Source organism: Streptomyces sp. NPDC033131, from assembly GCF_055578365.1.
On the sequence record NZ_JBVIPA010000037.1, the window covers coordinates 83,245 to 103,289 of the forward strand.

General features: G+C 71.2%; 14 protein-coding genes. 4 read left to right on the plus strand and 10 right to left on the minus strand.

Annotation, left to right across the window (positions count from 1 at the left end; genetic code table 11):
• Positions 1-208: 208 nt before the first annotated feature.
• Positions 209-3,046 (plus strand): glycoside hydrolase family 3 C-terminal domain-containing protein, encoded by a 2,838-nt coding sequence (locus ACZ5XS_RS35125; RefSeq protein WP_468658249.1) that lies wholly within the window; start codon positions 209-211, stop codon positions 3,044-3,046.
• Between the two features lie 97 nt (positions 3,047-3,143).
• Here the strand turns inward: ACZ5XS_RS35125 and ACZ5XS_RS35130 are convergent, their stop codons facing one another.
• From ACZ5XS_RS35130 to ACZ5XS_RS35140, 3 genes are all read right to left on the minus strand, one after another.
• Entirely contained in the window at positions 3,144-4,589 is a 1,446-nt protein-coding gene (locus tag ACZ5XS_RS35130; RefSeq protein WP_468658251.1) for an aldehyde dehydrogenase family protein, read from the minus strand.
• 181 nt (positions 4,590-4,770) lie between these two features.
• Positions 4,771-6,453, minus strand: a complete 1,683-nt coding sequence (locus tag ACZ5XS_RS35135) for a PucR family transcriptional regulator (RefSeq protein ID WP_468658253.1) — start codon at positions 6,451-6,453, stop codon at positions 4,771-4,773.
• Positions 6,454-6,571: 118 nt separating this feature from the next.
• The gene (locus tag ACZ5XS_RS35140; protein WP_468658255.1) at positions 6,572-8,701 is read right to left on the minus strand and encodes a type IV secretory system conjugative DNA transfer family protein; all 2,130 of its coding nucleotides are present in this window, start codon (positions 8,699-8,701) and stop codon (positions 6,572-6,574) included.
• A gap of 246 nt (positions 8,702-8,947) precedes the next feature.
• On the opposite strand from ACZ5XS_RS35140, the gene gabT reads away from it, so the two are divergent.
• Positions 8,948-10,282 (plus strand): 4-aminobutyrate--2-oxoglutarate transaminase, encoded by a 1,335-nt coding sequence (gabT, locus tag ACZ5XS_RS35145; protein WP_468658257.1) that lies wholly within the window; start codon positions 8,948-8,950, stop codon positions 10,280-10,282.
• A 187-nt stretch (positions 10,283-10,469) separates the two neighbouring features.
• Positions 10,470-11,366, plus strand: a complete 897-nt coding sequence (locus ACZ5XS_RS35150) for a phosphatase PAP2 family protein (protein WP_468658259.1) — start codon at positions 10,470-10,472, stop codon at positions 11,364-11,366.
• Between the two features lie 9 nt (positions 11,367-11,375).
• On the opposite strand, the gene ACZ5XS_RS35155 is transcribed toward ACZ5XS_RS35150, so the two are convergent.
• From ACZ5XS_RS35155 to ACZ5XS_RS35185, 7 genes are all read right to left on the minus strand, one after another.
• The gene (locus ACZ5XS_RS35155; protein ID WP_468658261.1) at positions 11,376-11,828 is read right to left on the minus strand and encodes a bifunctional DNA primase/polymerase; all 453 of its coding nucleotides are present in this window, start codon (positions 11,826-11,828) and stop codon (positions 11,376-11,378) included.
• A 120-nt stretch (positions 11,829-11,948) separates the two neighbouring features.
• Positions 11,949-13,367, minus strand: a complete 1,419-nt coding sequence (locus ACZ5XS_RS35160) for an NAD(P)/FAD-dependent oxidoreductase (RefSeq protein ID WP_468658263.1) — start codon at positions 13,365-13,367, stop codon at positions 11,949-11,951.
• 29 nt (positions 13,368-13,396) lie between these two features.
• A complete protein-coding gene (locus ACZ5XS_RS35165) occupies positions 13,397-14,197 on the minus strand; it encodes an ABC transporter permease (protein WP_468658265.1) in 801 nt (266 codons plus the stop codon).
• Positions 14,198-15,127 (minus strand): ABC transporter permease, encoded by a 930-nt coding sequence (locus tag ACZ5XS_RS35170; protein WP_468658267.1) that lies wholly within the window; start codon positions 15,125-15,127, stop codon positions 14,198-14,200.
• Positions 15,127-16,290, minus strand: coding sequence for an ABC transporter ATP-binding protein (locus ACZ5XS_RS35175; RefSeq protein WP_468658269.1), 1,164 nt, complete (start codon positions 16,288-16,290; stop codon positions 15,127-15,129). The genes ACZ5XS_RS35170 and ACZ5XS_RS35175 overlap by 1 nt, the downstream gene beginning before the upstream one ends.
• Positions 16,287-17,534, minus strand: coding sequence for a polyamine ABC transporter substrate-binding protein (locus tag ACZ5XS_RS35180; protein ID WP_468658271.1), 1,248 nt, complete (start codon positions 17,532-17,534; stop codon positions 16,287-16,289). The genes ACZ5XS_RS35175 and ACZ5XS_RS35180 overlap by 4 nt, the downstream gene beginning before the upstream one ends.
• 60 nt (positions 17,535-17,594) lie before the next feature.
• Positions 17,595-19,130, minus strand: a complete 1,536-nt coding sequence (locus ACZ5XS_RS35185) for a gamma-aminobutyraldehyde dehydrogenase (protein WP_468658273.1) — start codon at positions 19,128-19,130, stop codon at positions 17,595-17,597.
• Between the two features lie 217 nt (positions 19,131-19,347).
• Here ACZ5XS_RS35185 and ACZ5XS_RS35190 point away from each other — a divergent pair, with 217 nt between their 5' ends.
• The gene (locus ACZ5XS_RS35190) at positions 19,348-19,914 is read left to right on the plus strand and encodes an NADAR family protein (protein WP_468658275.1); all 567 of its coding nucleotides are present in this window, start codon (positions 19,348-19,350) and stop codon (positions 19,912-19,914) included.
• The last annotated feature ends 131 nt before the right edge of the window (positions 19,915-20,045 follow it).

Below are 20,045 nucleotides of genomic sequence, written 5' to 3' on the forward strand. Positions count from 1 at the left end.
AGGTTAAGTGAACACCCCATGGTGCACAAGGGTCGTTCCCAAGATTCCTCCGAGGTACAGAGGATCGGACCGGCCTCTTGTGCGACTTGAAATGTCGGTCGGGAGTCGGAGTTGTTGCCTTGGGGTGTCTTGACACCCGCCCCCGGATCGAATGAGCATCGAAGCGCTTCGAAAGCGCTTCGCCGCTCCATCGCAAGGGGATCCCCACGTGACCGCACAAACGCCGCCTACGACGCCTTTCCGCGATCCGCGCCTGCCGTTCGCGAAGCGCATCGACGACCTGCTGTCGCGGCTGACCCTCGACGAAAAGGTCGGTTTCCTGCACCAGTTCGCGCCCGCCGTCGAGCGGCTGGGCGTCGCCGGGTTCCGCACCGGCCAGGAGGCCCTGCACGGCGTGGCCTGGATGGGCCCGGCCACCGTGTTCCCGCAGGCCGTGGGCCTCGGCGCGACCTGGAACACCGATCTGGTACGCCGGGTCGGCGAGGCGGTGTCCAAGGAGGTCCGGGCGATGCGCGCCCGCGACGACCGCGTGGGCCTCAACATCTGGGCGCCGACGGTCAACCTGCTCCGGCACCCGTTGTGGGGCCGTAACGAGGAGGGCTACTCGGAGGACCCGAAGCTCACCTCGGCCATCGCCACCGCCTACACGCACGGCCTGCGCGGCGACCATCCGACGTACTGGCGCACGGCGCCGGTCCTCAAGCACTGGCTGGCGCACAACAACGAGACGGACCGGGCCACCGCGTCGAGCTCGGTCCGCCCGCGGGTGCTGCACGAGTACGACCTGTCCGCCTTCCGCGAGACGGTCGAGGCGGGCGCCACGGCCGGGGTGATGCCGGCGTACAACCTGGTCAACGGCCGTCCGAACCACGTCTCGCCCCATCTGCGCGAGCACCTGCGCGCCTGGACCGACGAGGAGCTGCTGGTCTGCTCGGACGCGGGGGCGCCCTCCAACCTGGTCGACTCCGAGCACTACTTCGACACCCACGAGGAGGCCACCGCGGCCGCGATCCTCGCCGGCGTCGACAGCTTCACCGACCACGGCACGGACAGCTCGCAGATCGTCGCACGCATCAAGGGGGCCCTGGAACAGGGCCTGCTGACCGAGGCCGACATCGACGCCGCCGTACGCCGCCAGCTCTCGGTGCGCTTCCGCCTCGGCGAGTTCGACCCGCACTACGACCCGCACGCGGACACCAAGGACTTCGACACGCCGGCGCACCGCGCGCTCGCCCAGGAGGCCGCCGAGCAGGCCGTGGTTCTGCTCAAGAACGACGGCGTGCTGCCGCTGGCCCCGGACACCCGGATCGCCGTGGTGGGCCTGCTCGCCGACGAGTGCAAGCTCGACTGGTACAGCGGCACCCTCATCCACCGCTCGACCCCGCTGGAGGGCCTGTACGAGCGGTTCGGCGCCGAGCGCGTCGAGTTCGCGGAGGGAGTGGACCGGGTCCTGCTGAAGACCTCGGCGGGTACGTTCCTCCAGGTGCCCTCCGCCGAAGGCGTGGCCGACGAGGCGCGTGGCGCCGAGGGCGCGCTGGACCCGGCCCTCCTCGCGGGCCGTACCGACCTCCCCCCGCTCGCCGCGGCAGCCGTCGGCACCGAACTCGCGCTCGTCGACTGGGGCGAGGGCGTGCTGACCCTGCGCGCGCCCGACGGCCGGTACCTCTCGGTCGCCGAGGACGGCTACGTACGCGCCTCCGCCGACCAGCCCGGCGGCTGGGTCGTCCAGGAGACCTTCCGGCTGGAACCGCACGGGAGCGGACACCTCCTCAAGCACGTCGGCACGGGTCGCCACGTCTCTGTCGCCGCCGACGGGGTGAAGGTTGCCGACGAGAATCCGGAAACGTTCGAGCTCATCGTCGTCGAACGCGGCGAGGACGCAGTGACCAGGGTTACCGCCGAGGCGGATGTGGTCCTGGTGGTCGCGGGCAACGACCCGCACATCAACGGCCGTGAGACCGAGGACCGCACGACCCTGCGCCTGCCCGCCCAGCAGGAGCGTCTGTTGCGCGCCGCCCGCGCCGCCCATCCGAACACCGTCCTGGTGCTGACCTCCGCCTACCCCTACGCGGTCGACACCTCCGACCTCCGGGCGGCACTGTGGACCGCCCACGGCGGCCAGGCGGCCGGCACCGCGCTCGCCCGCGTCCTGGCCGGCGACGTGTCCCCCGCCGGCCGCCTCCCGCAGACCTGGTACGCCGACGACGCCGACCTGCCCGGCCTCCTCGACTACGACGTGATCGGCAGTCGCCAGACGTACCTCTACTTCGAGGGCACGCCCCTCTTCCCGTTCGGCCACGGCCTGTCGTACACGACGTTCTCGTACGGCGATCTCGCCTCCCGCACGGAGGGCGAGACGCTGCACGTCTCCTTCACGGTCACGAACACCGGGGACGTCACGGCCGACGAGGTCGCCCAGCTCTACACCCGCGCCGTGGACCCGGTGGTCCCGCGCCCGCGCCGCGAACTGCTGGCGCACGAGCGCGTGACCCTGGCGCCGGGCGCCCAGGCCGAGCTGGCTTTCGAAGTCCCGCTGGGCGCCTTCGCCTTCTGGGACGTGGCCCAGGGCCGCCTGCGCCGAGAGCCGGGCCCCTGCGCGCTGCTGGCCGGCGCCTCCAGCGAGGACGTCCGCCTCCGTACGACCGTCCTGCTGGACGGCGAGCCCTCGGCCCCCCGTCCCGTGCGCGAACGCGGCCTGGACGCGGCCGGCTTCGACGAACAGAGCGGTGTCGAGATCGTCGACCGTACGAAGACGTCGGGCGACGCGGTGACGGCGACGGAGGGCCGGACCGGTGAACTGGCGTACCGCGGCTGCGACTTCGGCTCCGGGGTCACGGAGGTGCGGGTGACCGTGTGCGGCGAGGGCGTGGTCGAGTTCTCTCTCGACGGCGGTGCGGTGCTCGCCACCCTGACGTCGGGGGCGTCCGACTCCGGGCCGTACGCCTACACCACGCTCGGCGCCGGCGTCGTCGCCGACGGCGTGCACGACGTCCATCTCAGGCTGCGCGGCCCGGTGCGGCTCGCGCATGTCGGCTTCTCCGGTTGAGGGTCCGGGGAAGACCGGCACAGAGAAGGGGTCCGGCACCGGAAGGCATCGGTGCCGGACCCCTTCGGGGAGCCTATATGAAAATGGTTCCCATGAGCTAGAGGGCCAGGCCGGTCAGGACCAGGACCCGCTCGTACGTGTAGTCGTCCATCGCGAACTTCACGCCCTCGCGGCCCACACCGGACTGCTTGACCCCGCCGTACGGCATCTGGTCGGCCCGGTAGGAGGGCACGTCGCCGATGACGACACCGCCGACCTCCAGGGCGCGGTGGGCACGGAAGGCGGCCTGGAGGTCGTGGGTGAACACGCCTGCCTGCAGGCCGTACTTGGAGTCGTTGACGGCGGCGAAGGCCGCGGCCTCGCCGTCCACCTTCTGCAGCGTGAGGACCGGCCCGAAGACCTCCTCGCAGGAGATGGTGGTGCTCGCCGGTACGTCGGTCAGGACGGTCGGCGCGTAGGAGGCGCCGTCGCGCTCGCCGCCGGTGTGGAGCCGCGCTCCCGCCTCGACGGCCTCCCGCACCCACGCCTCGACCCGCTTGGCGGCGTCCTCGCTGACCAGCGGCCCGACGTCGGTCTTGTCGTCGGACGGGTCACCGGTGACCTGGGCCTCGACGGCGGCGACCACGCGGGGCAGCAGCCGGTCGTGGACGGAGGCGTCCGCGACGACCCGCTGGACGGAGATGCAGGACTGGCCGCCCTGGTAGTTGGAGAAGGCGGCGATGCGGGTGGCGGCCCAGTCGAGGTCGGCGTCGGAGGCGTAGTCCCCGAGGACGACCGCGGCGCCGTTGCCCCCCAGCTCCAGGGTGCAGTGCTTGCGCGGCACCGAGTCCATGATCGCGTAGCCGACCTTCTCGGAACCGGTGAAGGAGATGACCGGCAGACGCTCGTCCTGGACGAGGGCGGGCATCCGGTCGTTGGGCACCGGAAGGATGCTCCAGGAGCCGGCCGGCAGCTCGGTCTCGGCGAGCAGCTCGCCGATGACCAGCCCGGAGAGCGGGGTGGCGGGCGCCGGCTTCAGGATGATCGGGGCGCCGGCCGCGATCGCCGGGGCGATCTTGTGGGCGCACAGGTTCAGCGGGAAGTTGAACGGCGCGATGCCGAGCACGACCCCCTTCGGGAAGCGGCGGGTGAGGGCGAGACGGCCCTGCCCGCCGGCGTCCGTGTCGAGGCGCTGCGCCTCACCGCCGTTGAACCGGCGGGCCTCCTCGGCGGCGAACCGGAACACGGAGACGGCCCGGCCGACCTCGCCGCGGGCCCACTTGATCGGCTTGCCGTTCTCCGCGGAGATGAGCTGGGCGATCTCCTCGGTGCGCTCGGCCAGCCGCCTGCTGACGTGGTCCAGGGCGGCGGCGCGGACGTGGGCGGGGGTGGCGGCGAACTCGTCCCGTACGGCGTGCGCGGCGGCCACGGCCTCCTCGATCTGCGCGTCGCTCGGCATGGCGACCTTGCCGACGAGGCGACCGTCCCAGGGCGAGGTGACGTCGAAGCTGTCCTCGCCGGTGGCCTGGCGGCCGGCGAGCCAGAAGGCGTGGGTGGAAGTCATGTGTCCGACGGTAGGGGTGGGGAGGGTCGAGGGTGTTTGGCCGGGGTGGAGTGGTGGGGATGGGGGGTGCGCCGGATTGGCAGGGTGGGTCGCCGTCCATCGGGGCGAGTCGGGTGGTGGGTGGGCGCGGGCCGGGGGTCTGGGGGCGGAACTCCGGCGCACCACCACCCCGGCGTCCGTCCTACTCCGCCGACGTCGCCTTCAACGCCAGCCACAGCTCCATCCGCACATCCGGATCGTCCAGCGACCGCCCCAGGATCTCCTCGACGCGCCGCATCCGATACCGCAGCGTATGCCGGTGCACTCCAAGATCCGCGGCCGCCGCATCCCACTGGCCGTGCCGCGACAACCACGCCCGCAACGAGGCCACCAGATCCCCCCGCCCGGTCGCGTCATGCTCGTACAGCGGCCGGAGCAACCCGTCCGCGAACGCCTTCACCGCGTCGTCCGCGAGCAACGGCAGCACGGACCCCGCCGCCACCTGCTCGTGCTCGACCAGCACCCGCCCCCGCCGCCGAGCCACCGACAACGCCTGCTCGGCCTGCTTGTACGCGGCCGCCGCGGCGATCGGCCCGACCGGCGTCGACAGCCCCACGACCAGCTCGTCCACGTCACCGCCGGCCGTCTGCTCCCGCACCCCCGCGCGCGCGGCCTCCAGCGCGGCCGCGTACTCCGAGCACGCGGCCACCGCGGCACCGCCGTCCGTGGCCAGCACCACCAGCCGCTGCCCCTCGCCTCCCTCGTTCTCCGGCACGACCAGTACGGCCTCTCCGGAGCGGGCCGCGGCCGACTCCACGACCTCGGTGAGTGCGCCCAGCGGATCACCGTTGGTGTCGGCCGCGGCGAGCGTCGCGGCGGTCGGCTTGCCGAGCGGCACACGCGCGGGGCCCTCGGTCTGCACTCGCGCGGCCGACGCCGCGGAGGCCGACTCGGCGACGATCATCCGGAAGGGGGCGTCCAGCAGAGCGCCGTACAGATCCCCGGCGACCGTCCGCGCGTGGTCCGGTTCCCCGGCGAGCAGCATGCGCAGCACCGCCGTGCCGATCCGCTGCTCGGCCGCGTGCAGGGAGCGTGAGCGTTCCGTCGTGAGGGTCAGCAGGGCGATGGCCGAGTGGACGGCGTACCGCTCGGCCGTACCGAGGGTCGCGGCCGTCCCCACGGCCAGCGCAGCCCGCGGCCGTCGCCCGGTGCCCAGCGAGTGCAGCTCGACCCGGTCCTCGTGCTCGGGGCCGCCCACGACCGAGGAGGCGGGCGCGGGCCGCTCCCGCAGCCGCTCGACGTCCGCGGTGAGCCGGGCGGCCCGCCGCCCCGCCCACTCCGGCGCGGTGGCGACGACGGCGCCGGAGGCGTCGTAGAGCGCCGCCCACCCGTCGACCTGCGAGGCGAGTGAACTCAGCAACCCCTCCGGGCCGTCCGTCAGTGCCTGCTTGGTCAGTTCCCTCTGCGCCGCGAAGCCCGCGGTCACCGCCCGGTACTGGTCCGCGGCGATCGCCGCGGACACGGCCTTGCTGATGGCGAGGAAGGGAGTGCGGCGCGGCACCTCGAGGAGCGGCAGCCCCTCCTGTTCGGCGGCGTCGACGAGCGCCTGGGGGACCTCGTCGTAGGTGACCCCCACGGCGAAGCCGAGCCCCACCACCCCCGCCTCCACCAGCCGCTTCACGTAGCGTGCCATCGCCTCCGCGTCCCCCACGTCCAGCTTCAGGGCGGTGATCAGCAGCAGTTCCCCGCCCTCCATGTAGGGCACGGGGTCGGCGAGCTCGCTGACGTGTGCCCAGCGGACCGGCACGTCCAGGCGGTCCCCGCCAGCCCGCACGGTCAGCTTCAGTGCGGAGTGATGGACGAGCGAGGCGAGCGTGGGGGGCATGAGGCCTTCAGGTATGTGTGACCGTCGTGATCTTTGTGATCTTTTGGCCGAACCGTATGAACGGCCTGTGCCGATTCTGCCTCACCGTACGGTCACCCCGTGACGTCATCCCCGTACGTCAGCGCCGCAGATCCACCAGCAGCGGCGGCGCGTGCTCCCCCCGCACACTCGTCAGCGACAGCACCGCGTGCCCCGGCGGCACGTGGGCGAGCTCGGACGCCGACCAGCGCTCCCGCTCGACCTGCCGCACGGTCACCGCCCGCGCGGTCGGCGCCTTGCCGGTGATCACCCGGCGTACCGCGTGCAGCACCTTGCCGGCCGGAGTCTCGGCGATGATCTGCCGGTCGGTGACGTCCCGCGCCTCGATCCACTCCTTGCCCCAGACCTCGGCGAAGTCCTGCCCGTCCCACGGGGTGAGCCCGGACAACGCCATCCGGCACCCGGTGGCCCCGAGCAGCGGCCCGCGCAGCGGCCTCGGCACGTCGTCCAGGGTGCGCAGCGTCAGCACGACCCCGGCGTTGCCCGACCGCAGCCGCTGGATGCCCCGTACGGCCTCGGGCGTCACCACGCCGGTGGCGTCGTCCAGCACCAGGCAGGCGAACAGCGACCGGTCCTCCCGGACCGCCACGCTCGCCGTGAACTGGGCCAGCACCAGCCGGGCCAGCATCCGCGAGGCGTCGGCGTGCCCGCGCTGCGGCAGGTCGATCCGCACCCGCACCGGGTGGTCCAGGGCCTTCAGCGAGAAGGGCCGCGACTGTCCGGACGTGTCGAAGAACCCCGCGAAGGCCGGCCGGTCGAGCAGCGCCACCCGGTCCGCGAGCACTCCGCCCACGTCCCCCGGGTGTCCCAGCTGCCGCTCCCGCGCGTCCAGTTCGCGCAGCAGCGCCTCCTGCCGGGCGTCCTCGAGGCCCTTGCGCAGCGCGGCCAGCGGCGCGGGCGCGCCGTCGAGCAGCTGCCGCAGCTCCGGTACGGAGGGGAAACGTCCGTGGACCGCGTGGAACGGTCCGAGGAGCTGGGCGAGGACGGTCGTGGAACGCCGGGTGTCCCCGCCCTGGTGCGGCTCGGCGAGGTCGCCGACGAGCGCCTCGGCGAGCACCGCGGCGGCCTCGTCCGGGTCCGTCGTCCCGCCGTACAGATCGAGGTCGTACACCGATTCCGGATTCCCGATCCGTACGACGACGTCGTAGGCGTCGGCGGGGCCGAGCCCGGCGCCCGCCGCGCCGACCACCACGACGGCGGCGCGCCCGGCGAGCGCGTGCAGGCACAGCGACTCGGCGATCGGGTTCACGACGGTGCCGGTCTTGCCGGAGCCGGGCGGTCCGACGGCGAGGAGCGAGGTGCCGAGCAGCTCGGGGCCGAGACCGAGGCCGGTGCCGCGGTAGGCGTACGGGTTGCGGGCGTCGTCGGCCGTGGTGCCGAGGCGCACCTGGCCGGTGACCAGGTCGTGCCGGGCGAGCCGGGTCGACAGGTCGCGCTCGCCGGAGGGGTGCGCGCAGGCTGCGGCGCCTTCGCCGAGCACCGCACCGGTGAAGGTGGCGAGGCTGTGCCGGCCGCTGCGCACGCCCTGCCAGGCGCGGTCGATCCGGGCGTGGTCGACGTCCCGCATCAGTCCGGCCCGGGCCTCGGCGGCGAGCCGCTCGGCGGCGTCGACGGCTCCGGCGGCCCGCAGGTGGGGCCACTCGGCGGGGTCCTGCTCGGGGGCGGGCGGCCGTTCCGTCGCCGTCGGCGCGGTGCGCCGCCAGGCGGGCGGGCCGTAGCGGCGCCAGATCTCGTCCCATCGGCCGACTTTCCCGAAGACCGCAAAGATCGCCGCGAACACCAGACCGGAGTAGACGTACGACAGCGAACCTCCCAGCTCGGACCGTCCCTGCGTCCAGGAATCCGGAGCCAACACGTACCACGGCCACTGCCAGAAGCCGCCCAGGTAGCCGTTCCACAGCAGCGAGCAGAGCAGCCATCCGCAGAGGAACGCGATCACCGCCCCGCTCAGCAGCTGCCGCGTAGGAATCTGCTCGGGCTCCTCCTCCGGTCGCGGCCTGTGCCCGAACCGCCACACGCCCGGTGCCGCCTCCGGCCGGGGTGCCCTCAGCCACGCGAGGAAGGCCGATCCGTCCGGCATCGGCGGCACGCCCGGGGCCGGGGCCGCGGTCGGCCGCGGCGGCATCGCCGGGACCTCGGGTGGCCCTGCCGGACGTGGCACAGGATTCGCATGCGTACCCCGCGCGTCCCGCGTCCCGTCGCTGTCCATCGCCCTCGCCCCTTGACCAGCCGTTCCGTCCACCGTCAGCGAGTCAATCTAACGCCCTCGCCTGGGGAGTTCACCGCTTACGCGGCCGGACGGGCAGTGACCCGTGACCGTGACGCCATGTCCACCGCGGACAACCGGGGCGGCCGACAACGCCCACATGGAGCATGCCCGCCCCCCGGTCCCCGCCTTAGCCTGCGAGGAAAGAGAAGGCAACAGTCGGCACGAGCAACACCTCAGGAGCCCCCCATGACCGCACTTCCGCAGGAGCGACGCGTCGTCACCGCCATCCCCGGCCCGAAGTCGCGGGAGCTTCAGGCCCGCCGCCTGGCCGCGGTCGCGCAGGGTGTGGGCTCCGTGCTGCCCGTGTTCACCGCGCGCGCGGGCGGCGGAATCATCGAGGACGTCGACGGCAACCGTCTCATCGACTTCGGCTCGGGTATCGCGGTCACGTCCGTCGGCGCCTCCGCCGAGGCCGTCGTGCGCCGGGCCGCGGCCCAGCTCGCCGACTTCACCCACACCTGTTTCATGGTCACGCCGTACGAGGGGTACGTGGAGGTCGCCGAGGCCCTCGCCGAGCTGACGCCGGGCGACCACGCCAAGAAGTCCGCGCTGTTCAACTCGGGCGCCGAGGCCGTCGAGAACGCGGTCAAGATCGCCCGCGCGTACACCAAGCGCCAGGCGGTCGTTGTGTTCGACCACGGCTACCACGGGCGCACCAACCTCACGATGGCGCTGACCGCGAAGAACATGCCGTACAAGCACGGCTTCGGCCCGTTCGCGCCCGAGGTCTACCGCGTTCCGGTGGCGTACGGCTACCGCTGGCCGACCGGTCCGGAGAACGCCGGCCCCGAGGCCGCCGCGCAGGCCATCGACCAGATCACCAAGCAGGTCGGCGCGGAGAACGTGGCGGCGATCATCATCGAGCCGGTGCTCGGCGAGGGCGGCTTCATCGAGCCGGCGAAGGGCTTCCTTCCGGCCATCAGCGAGTTCGCCGCCGACAACGGCATCGTCTTCGTCGCCGACGAGATCCAGTCCGGCTTCTGCCGCACCGGCCAGTGGTTCGCCTGCGAGGACGAGGGCATCGTCCCCGACCTGATCACCACCGCCAAGGGCATCGCGGGCGGCCTCCCGCTCGCCGCCGTCACCGGCCGCGCCGAGATCATGGACGCCGCGCACGCGGGCGGCCTCGGCGGCACCTACGGCGGCAACCCGGTCGCCTGCGCCGGTGCGCTCGGCTCGATCGAGACGATGAAGGAGCTGGACCTCAACGCCAGGGCGAAGCACATCGAGGCCGTCATGAAGGCCCGCCTCACCGCCATGGCCGAGAAGTTCGACATCGTCGGCGACGTCCGCGGCCGGGGCGCCATGATCGCCATCGAGCTGGTCAAGGACCGTGCCACCAAGGAGCCGAACCCGGAGGCGACCGCCGCGCTCGCCAAGGCCTGCCACCAGGAGGGCCTGCTGGTCCTGACCTGTGGCACCTACGGCAACGTGCTGCGCTTCCTGCCCCCGCTGGTGATCGGCGACGACCTCCTCAACGAAGGCCTCGACATCATCGAGCAGGCCTTCGCGCGCATCTGACGTCACAGGAGTCACACCTGTCCCACCCCCGGAGTTCACCGCGGATTCCGGTGCTGCGGTGGGGAGCGGCAGAGCGTGTGAAGAAGGTGTGCGAGGTGGCTGTCAGGACGCGATTCCGCCTGTCTTCGGCCCGTCGCCTGTCGTAGGTTCTACCCAGATGAGAGATACACCCCGCCCACAGGGGACTGTGGGCGACATCAGGCCGGGGCCTCCCCAGCTTCGACCTGGTCGTGCCCTCGCGCACACAACCGGAGCCTCCGGCTCTGGATCTCCTCACCGATCGGACAGTCGCTCGCCCCAAACCCCCCGGGGCGCGCGACCATCCGATCTGATCGGCCGCCCCGGAACCACCCCCCCTGTTCCGGGGCGGCCGACCTCCTTCTTCTTCCTCCTCGGGCTTCCGGCCCTCCTCTTCGCGCTGATCACCTGGCAGGTCGTCGACGACGGCCTGCTGCTGCGCGTGGACGAACGCGTCAGCCGTGCCCTGGTCCACCCGGACCGCGTCTCCGGACTCCTCGCCGACCTGGGGAACGTCCAGGTCGCGGTCCCGGTCCTCGCCGTCGTGCTCGGGTATGCCGCCCTGCGGGCCCGCCGCATTGGTACAGACCGCTGGTGGCTTCCGGCCACCGCCGCGGCCGTGCTCATGGCTCTGGTCCCGGCGCTGATCATCCCGCTCAAGGAACTCACGGCCCGCCCGGGCACCCCGGTCATGCCCCCGGGCACCGGCTACTACCCTTCCGGCCACACCGCCACGGCCGCCATCGCCTACGGCGCCGCGACCATGCTGCTCGCCCCATGGCTGGGCACGGCCTGCGCCCGCCGTGCGCTCTTCGCCGCCTGCGCGGCCGTCAACCTCGGCGTGGGTTTCGGCCTGGTCCGCCGCGGCTACCACTGGCCCCTGGATGTCGTGGCCAGTTGGTGTCTGTGTGCGGTGCTGCTCTCGTCGCTGTGGCTGTTCCTCGGGCGGGGGACGCCCGACGGCGAGCCCGGACAAAGGGTCCGCAGAGGCCTTCCGCGTCGGCCGCACGGGCGGCCGACGAGTCGGCGGACGGCGAGTTACCGGATGCGGCGTACGACCGCGTAGCTGGTGCCCCTAGTCGCCCTCGTCCCTCACCAGGCCCGCCGCCGCGTCGTGCATCGCCAGTTCGAGGAGCGCCGGGTCCGTGAGGGTGCCGGAGCCGTCCGGAGGGAACAGCCAGCGCACTCCGCCGGTGGAGCGGCCCGGGTACGGCACCACGATCCAGGTGCCCGCCCCCGCCGTACGGATACCGGTGCCGAGCCAGCGGGCAGCGGTGCCCGGCGGCACGAAGAAGCCCATCCGGGCGTCACCGAAGTCGACCAGCACCGGGCCCGGCTGGTCGATGATGCGGGTGAGGACGTCGAGCGTGGGGTAGCCGAGCTCACCCGGCAGGATCAGCACGTCCCAGGCCTTGCCGGCGGGAAGTAGTGCGACCCCGTGGGGGTGGCGTTCCCATTCCCAGCGGCAGGCCTCGGGATCCGGCGCCACGGATGCGAGCCAGTCGACCGCCGATTTCACCCCGGTCATGAAGGGACCTCCCTGCTTCGTCGTGGACGCGGGTCGCGTCACTGGAGAGAGGGAGGTTCCCGGCCGGCATTACGCGGGTTCCGGCACCACGTTGGAGTGAACCGGATCGCGTGGGGCAGGTCAGCTGTCGAAGCCCAGCCCGAACCGGTCCATCGTCCGCAGCCACAGGTTGCGCCGCCCGCCGTGCGCGTCCGCCCGCGCCAGCGACCACTTGGTGAGGGCGATGCCCGTCCACGCGAAGGGCTCCGGCGGGAAGGGCAGCGGCTTCCTGCGGACCATGTCGAGCGAAGTGCGCTCCGTGGTCCGCCCCGCCAGCAGGTCGAGCATCACCTCGGCACCGAAGCGGGTGGCTCCGACCCCGAGGCCCGTGTAGCCCGCCGCGTAGGCCACCTTCCCGTGGTGGGCCGTGCCGTAGAACGCCGAGAAGCGCGAGCAGGTGTCGATCGCGCCGCCCCACGCGTGCGTGAAGCGGACGCCCTCCAGTTGCGGGAAGCAGGTGAAGAAGTGCTCGGCGAGCTTGGCGTAGGTCTCCGGTCGGTCGTCGTACTCGGCGCGCACCCGGCCGCCGTACGGATAGACCGCGTCGTAGCCGCCCCAGAGGATGCGGTTGTCCGCGGAGAGGCGGAAGTAGTGGAACTGGTTGGCGCTGTCCCCCAGTCCCTGTCGGTTCTTCCAGCCGATCGACGCCGACTGGGCGGCGGTCAGCGGCTCGGTCATCAGCGCGTAGTCGTAGACCGGGACGGTGTACGCCCGGACCCGTCGGACCAGGTTCGGGAAGATGTTGGTGCCGAGCGCGACCTTGCGGGCGCGGACCGAGCCGTACGGGGTGCGTACGGCCATCCCGGCGCCGTACGGCTTCAGGGTGAAGGCGGGAGTGTGCTCGTGGACGCGGACGCCGAGCCTCAGGCACGCCCGCTTCAGGTTCCAGGCGAGCTTCGCCGGGTTGAGCAGGGCGACGCCCCGGCGGTCGTGGAGGCCGGCCCGGAAGGTGGGTGAGGCCACCTGCTCGCGTACGGCTTCCGTGTCCAGGAACTCCACGCCGTCGGCGAGACCGGCGCGCTTCATCTCCTCGTGCCGGTCCCGCAGTTCCCGTGCCTGGTACGGCTCGGTCGCCACGTCGATCTCGCCGGTGCGTTCGAAGTCGCAGTCGAGGTCGTGCCGGGCGACCGCCCGCTCGATCTCGTCGAGGTTGCGGGCGCCCAGCTCCTGGAGCCGGTGGATCTCGTCCGGCCAGCGGGTCAGGCCGTTGGACAGACCGTGGGTGAGGGAGGCGGCGCAGAAGCCGCCGTTGCGGCCCGAGGCGGCCCAGCCCGCCTCGCGGCCCTCCAGCAGGACGACCTCACGCTGCGGGTCGCGCTCCTTGGCGAGGAGCGCGGTCCACAGTCCGCTGTATCCGCCGCCCACGACCAGCAGGTCACAGGTCTCGGCGCCGGTGAGGGCGGGTTCGGGGTGGGGCTTGCCGGGGTCGTCCAGCCAGTACGGGACCGGCTGGACGTCGGAAAGGGACTTCGTCCAACGGCTCATGGCGCTCGGGGCCATGATGTCAACTCCCTACAGGGTGTGGCCGGCTACGCCTCGTGCTTGGTGCGGCGGCTTCCTACGACCATCGAGGTCAGGACGAGCAGTACGGCGACCAGGAACATGGCCGTACCGATGACGTTGATCTGCACGGGTGTTCCGCGCTGTGCCGAACCCCAGACGAACATGGGGAAGGTGACGGTCGAGCCCGCGTTGAAATTCGTGATGATGAAATCGTCGAAGGACAGCGCGAAGGCGAGCAGCGCGCCCGCCGCGATTCCCGGTGCCGCGATCGGCAGGGTGACCCGGACGAAGGTCTGGAACGGGCCGGCGTACAGGTCCTGTGCGGCCTGCTCCAGCTTCGGGTCCATCGACATCACGCGTGCCTTGACCGCCGTCACGACGAAGCTGAGGCAGAACATGATGTGGGCGATGAGGATCGTCCAGAAGCCCAGCTGCGCGCCCATGTTGAGGAACAGGGTGAGCAGGGAGGCGGCCATGACGACTTCGGGCATCGCCATCGGCAGGAAGATCAGCGAGTTCACGGCACCCCGCGCCCGGAAGCGGTAGCGGACCAGGGCGAAGGCGATCGCCGTGCCGAGGACGGTGGCGCCGAGCGTGGCCCACAAGGCGATCTGAAGGCTGAGTGACAGCGAGCCGCACAGGTCGGAGACCCCGCACGGGTCCTGCCAGGCGTCCGTGGAGAACTGCTGCCATTCGTAGTTGAAGCGCCCCTTCGGTTTGTTGAAGGAGAACACCGTGACGACGATGTTCGGCAGCAGGAGATATCCGAGCGTCAGCAGTCCCGCGATGACGACGAGACGGCGCTTGAGCCAGGTGACGAAGGCCATTTAGACCAGGTCCTCCGTTCCGGACCGGCGGATGTAGACCGTGACCATCACGAGGATCGCGGCCATGAGGATGAAGGACAGTGCCGCGGCCGTCGGGTAGTCGAGGATCCGCAGGAACTGGCTCTGGATGACGTTTCCGACCATGCGGGTGTCGGTCGAGCCGAGCAGGTCCGCGTTGACGTAGTCGCCGGCCGCCGGGATGAAGGTCAGCAGCGTGCCGGAGACCACGCCCGGCATCGACAGCGGGAAGGTGACCTTGCGGAAGACCGTGACCGGCCGCGCGTACAGGTCGCCCGCCGCCTCGTGCAGGCGGCCGTCGATGCGCTCCAGCGAGGAGTAGAGCGGCAGGATCATGAACGGCAGGAAGTTGTACGTCAGGCCGCAGACGACGGCGAGGGGCGTGGCCAGCACGCGGTCGCCGGAGGTCCAGCCGAGCCAGCTGGTGACGTCCAGGACGTGCAGGGTGTTGAGGGCGCCGACGACCGGGCCGCCGTCCGCGAGGATCGTCTTCCAGGCGAGCGTACGGATCAGGAAGCTGGTGAAGAACGGCGCGATCACCAGGATCATGATCAGGTTCCGCCAGCGGCCCGCGCGGAAGGCGATGAGGTAGGCCAGCGGGTAACCGAGCAGCAGGCACAGCACGGTCGCGGCGGCGGCGTAGGCGACCGAGCGCAGGAACTGCGGCCAGTACTCGGACAGGGCGTCCCAGTAGGTGGCGAAGTGCCAGGTGACCTTGTAGCCCTCCTCCAGGGAGCCCGTCTGCACGGACGTGGAGGCCTGGTAGATCATCGGCAGCGCGAAGAAGATCAGCAGCCAGAGGATGCCGGGCAGCAGAAGCCAGTACGGCGTGAGGCGGCCCCGCTTGCGCGGGGGCTTCTTCTCCGGGGCCGTAGGGGCGAGAGGCGGGGGTGCCTCCGTGAGCGTCGACATCAGGCGGCCACCACTTCGTCGGTGCCCGCGTCGATGTCCTGTGCCGCGTCCAGGCCGAAGGTGTGGGCCGGGCTCCAGTGCAGGACGACGTCGGCACCGGGCACGAGGCGCGTGTCGCGGTCGATGTTCTGCGCGTAGACCTCGAACTCCGGGCAGACCGGGCTGTCGACGACGTACTGCGTGGAGACGCCGATGAAGCTGCTGCTCGCGATCGTGCCGGTGATGCAGTTGCGGCCGGCCGGGATCTCACCCGCGTCGTCGGCGTGGGTGAGGGAGATCTTCTCCGGGCGGACGCCGACCAGCACCTTGCCGCCGGCCTGTGTGGGCGCCGAACACCGCGCCTCGGGGAGGACCAGCTTGCCGGCGCCCGCCTTCAGCACGATCTCGTCGCCGCTCCTGGAGTCGACCTCGGCCTCGATGAGGTTGGAGGTCCCCAGGAAGTTGGCGACGAAGGTGGTGTGCGGGTTCTCGTAGAGGTCGGTGGGCGAGCCGAGCTGTTCGACGCGGCCCGCGTTCATCACGGCGACCGTGTCGGCCATGGTCATGGCCTCCTCCTGGTCGTGCGTGACGTGGACGAAGGTGATGCCGACCTCGGTCTGGATGCGCTTGAGCTCCAGCTGCATCTGCCGGCGCAGCTTGAGGTCGAGGGCGCCGAGGGGTTCGTCGAGGAGGAGCACCTTGGGGGTGTTGATCAGGGCGCGGGCGACCGCGACGCGCTGCTGCTGGCCGCCGGAGAGCTGGTGCGGCTTCTTGCGGGCCTGCTCGCCGAGCTGGACGAGGTCGAGCATCTCCTCGACCTGCTTCTTCACCGACCTGATGCCGCGCCGGCGCAGGCCGAAGGCAACGTTCTCGAAGATGTCGAGGTGCGGGAAGAGGGCGTAGGACTGGAAGACCGTGTTCACCGGCCGCTTGTACGGCGGCAGGTGGGTGACTTCCTGGTCGCCGAGGAAGACGGTGCCGGAGGAAGGTTCCTCCAGGCCCGCGATCATGCGCAGGGTGGTGGTCTTGCCGCAGCCGGAGGCGCCGAGCAGGGCGAAGAAGGAGCCCTGCGGAACGGTCAGGTCGAGCGGGTGCACGGCGGTGAAGGAGCCGTAGGTCTTGCTGATTCCCGAGAGGCGGACGTCGCCTCCGTGGTCCGTCTTGTTCGTCGTCACGGTGATCACGCCCCAGTCAGCTTCGCGAACTTCTCTTCAAAGGCCGTCTCTTCCTTCGAGCTCAGTGAGCGGAAGGCGTGGGACTTCTCGGCCATGGCCTTGTCGGGGATGATCAGCGGGTTGTTCGCCGCATCCGCGTCGATCTTCTCCAGCTCCGCCTTCACTCCGTCGACGGGACACACGTAGTTGATGTACGCGGCGAGTTCGGCGGCCGGCTTCGGCTCGTAGTAGAAGTCGATGAGCCGTTCGGCGTTCGTCTTGTGACGCGCCTTGTTGGGGACCAGCAGGTTGTCGGTCGACGTCATGTAACCGCTGTCCGGGATGATGAAGTCGATGTCGGGGCTGTCCGCCTTCAGCTGGACGACGTCACCGGCCCAGGCGATGCAGGCGGCGAAGTCACCGCTGGTCAGGTCGGAGGTGTAGTCGTTGCCTGTGAAGCGGCGGATCTGCCCCTTGTCGACGGCCTTCTGGAGCCGGGCGATCACCGCGTCGTAGTCGTCCGCGGTGAAGTTCGCCGGGTCCTTGCCCATGTCGAGCAGGGTCATCCCGATGCTGTCGCGCATCTCCGACAGGAAGCCGACCCGCCCCTTGAGCTTGGGGTTGTCGAGCAGGTCGGAGACCGACTTCACCTCGACGCCGTCCAGCGCCTTCTTGTTGTAGGCGATGACCGTGGAGATGCCCTGCCAGACGTACGAGTAGGCGCGGCCGGGGTCCCAGTCGGGGTCGCGGAACTGCGCCGACAGGTTGGCGTAGGCGTGCGGGAGGTTCGACGGGTCGAGTTTCTGGACCCAGCCGAGGCGGATGAGGCGGGCGGCCAGCCAGTCGGTCAGGACGATGATGTCCCGGCCGGTGTCCTGGCCCGCGGCGAGCTGCGGCTTGATCTTGCCGAAGAACTCGTTGTTGTCGTTGATGTCCTCGGTGTACTTGACCTTGATGCCGGTCCGCTTCGTGAACTGCTCCAGCGTCGGGTGGTGCTTGCCGCTGTCGTCGACGTCCATGTACTCGGTCCAGTTGGAGAAGGCGACGGTCTTCTCCTTCGCCGAGCGGTCGTCCGCGGAGACGCCGCCCTGCGTCTTGCCCGCGGCGGGGATGCCGCAGGCGCTCAGCGCCCCGAGACCGCCGGCCGCGAGCGCGCCGCCCGCGGAGGCGCGCAGCAGCGAACGGCGAGTGAGGGCGGCCCTGCCGTTCCTGAAGCTGCGCCGCATGGCGGCCACCTGGGCCGGGGACAGGCGGTCGGGCTCGTACTGCTCCATGCGCGTGGTGCCCTTTCGGGAGGATGGTGGGCGGCCGCGGGTCAGGCGGCCCGAATGCGGCTATCGGTCCCCGAAGATCGTGCGGTGCCAGTCCTTGCGCGGCATCGCGGTGTTGTCGAACATGACGTGCTTGACCTGGGTGTATTCCTCGAACGAGTACGCGGACATGTCCTTGCCGTAGCCGGATGCCTTGTACCCGCCGTGCGGCATCTCGCTGATGATCGGGATGTGGTCGTTGATCCATACGCAGCCCGCCTTGATCTCCCGGGTGGCGCGGTTCGCCCGGTAGACGTCCCGGCTCCAGGCGGAGGCGGCGAGACCGTACGGCGTGTCGTTGGCCAGCCGGATGCCCTCGTCGTCACTGTCGAACGGCAGGACGACCAGGACCGGGCCGAAGATCTCGGACTGGACGATCTCGCTGTCCTGGGCGGCGTCCGCCACCAGGGTGGGGCGATAGTAGGCACCGTTTTTCAGATCCGCCTGCGGAGCCTCCCCTCCGGTCACCACGCGCGCGGAGCCGCGCGCCCGGTCGACGAACCCGGCGACCCGGTCGCGCTGGGCGTGCGAGATCAACGGGCCGAGGTCGGTGCCCGGCGCGAACGGATCGCCCAGCCGGACGGTCTCCATGAGGGCGGCCGTCTGCTCGACGAACGCCTCGTAGAGGGGCCGCTGTACGTACGCGCGCGTGGCGGCCGTACAGTCCTGCCCCGTGTTGATGAGCGCGCCCGCCACCGCACCGTGGACGGCGGCCTCCAGGTCGGCGTCGTCGAAGACCACGAAGGGCGCCTTGCCGCCGAGCTCCAGGTGGAGGCGCTTGACGGTCGCGGTGGCGACCTCGGCGACCCGCTTGCCGACGGCGGTGGAGCCGGTGAAGGAGGCCATCGCCACGTCCGGGTGGCCGACGAGGTGTTCGCCGGCCTCCTTGCCGGTGCCGGAGACGATGTTGATCACGCCGTCCGGGATCCCGGCGTCGGTGGCGGCCTGGGCGAAGAGCAGGGAGGTGAGCGGGGTGAGCTCGGCGGGCTTCAGGACGATCGTGTTGCCCGCGGCGATCGCCGGGAGGATCTTCCAGGCGGCCATCTGGAGGGGGTAGTTCCACGGCGCGATGGAGCCGACGACGCCGATGGGTTCACGGCGTACGTACGAGGTGTGGTCGCCGGAGTACTCGCCGGCCGACTGCCCCTGGAGGTGGCGGGCGGCACCGGCGAAGAAGGCGGTGTTGTCGACCGTCCCCGGGACGTCGAACTCGCGGGTCAGCTTGAGCGGCTTGCCGCACTGGAGGGACTCGGCGCGGGCGAAGTCCTCCGCGCGGCCGGCGAGCACGGCGGCGAAGCGGTGCAGGGCGTCGGAGCGGTCGCCCGGGGTGGCCGAGGACCAGCCCGGGAAGGCCGCACGGGCGGCGGCGACGGCCGCGTCCACGTCCGAGGCGCCCGCCAACTCGTACGTGTACACCTCCGCGCCGGTCGAGGGGTCGACGACCGCGTACGTGAGGCCGGAGGTGCCTTTGGCCAGGCGCCCCGCGATGAACTGCGCGCCGTCCGCGAAGCGGTCCTGGGCCGGAAAGCGTTCCGGGGTGGCATTGACCGGGTTGTGCATGTCGCTCTCGCTCTCCTCCGCCGTCGCCCCGCGTACATCGCAGGCGGGTGGCGTAGCTCCAGCTCGAATTGAGTGCCGATCCTGACAGAGCAGAGGGCACTCAACAAGTGATTCCGTTGTTGCCTTTTGGTTACGCGACGGAATCTGTCGACCAGGTGTCGATTCGGCATGGAAAAGGAGGGACGGACTGTCAGTGGTGGCTGCCAGACTCGCGTGCATGGAAGGAACCACGGGGAAGATCGACTCACGGGAAGCGCTGGTCAGAGAGGCCCGGGCGGGCGCGAAGATCAAGTATCTGCATTTCTGGGGCCACCGGCCGCGGCCCGACGGGCGTGTGGGCGCGAGCTGTCTGAGCCAGTGGTGGCCGTCACCGTTCGTGGTGGACGGTGTGGCCTACGCGACCGCCGAGCACTGGATGATGGCCGGCAAGGCGCGGCTTTTCGACGACGCGGAGGCGGAGCGGCGAGTGCTGGCGGCCGGGCATCCCGCCGAGGCGAAGAAGGCGGGGCGGCTGGTCCGCGGCTTCGACGAGGCGATATGGCAGCGCGAGCGCTTCGGGATCGTGGTCGAGGGCAGCGTGCACAAGTTCGCCTCGGCCCCCGAACTGCGCGGCTTCCTGTTGGGCACGGGCGAGCGCGTGCTGGTCGAGGCGAGCCCTGTGGACCGGGTGTGGGGCATCGGCCTCGCCGCGGACGACGAGGCGGCGAGGGATCCGGAGCGGTGGAGAGGGCCGAACCTGCTGGGGTTCGCGCTGATGGAGGCACGGGAGCGGCTGCGGGGGTAGGGCGCGTATCGAGGGTGAGCGGGTCCCGGGTTCGGCGGGGGGTGCCTCTATGTCCTTCGTCAAGGCACCCCTGTCGGGTTTGGGGTGATTCGGTCTTGGTGGGGTTATGCGGCGAGTTCGACGTCCGCGGG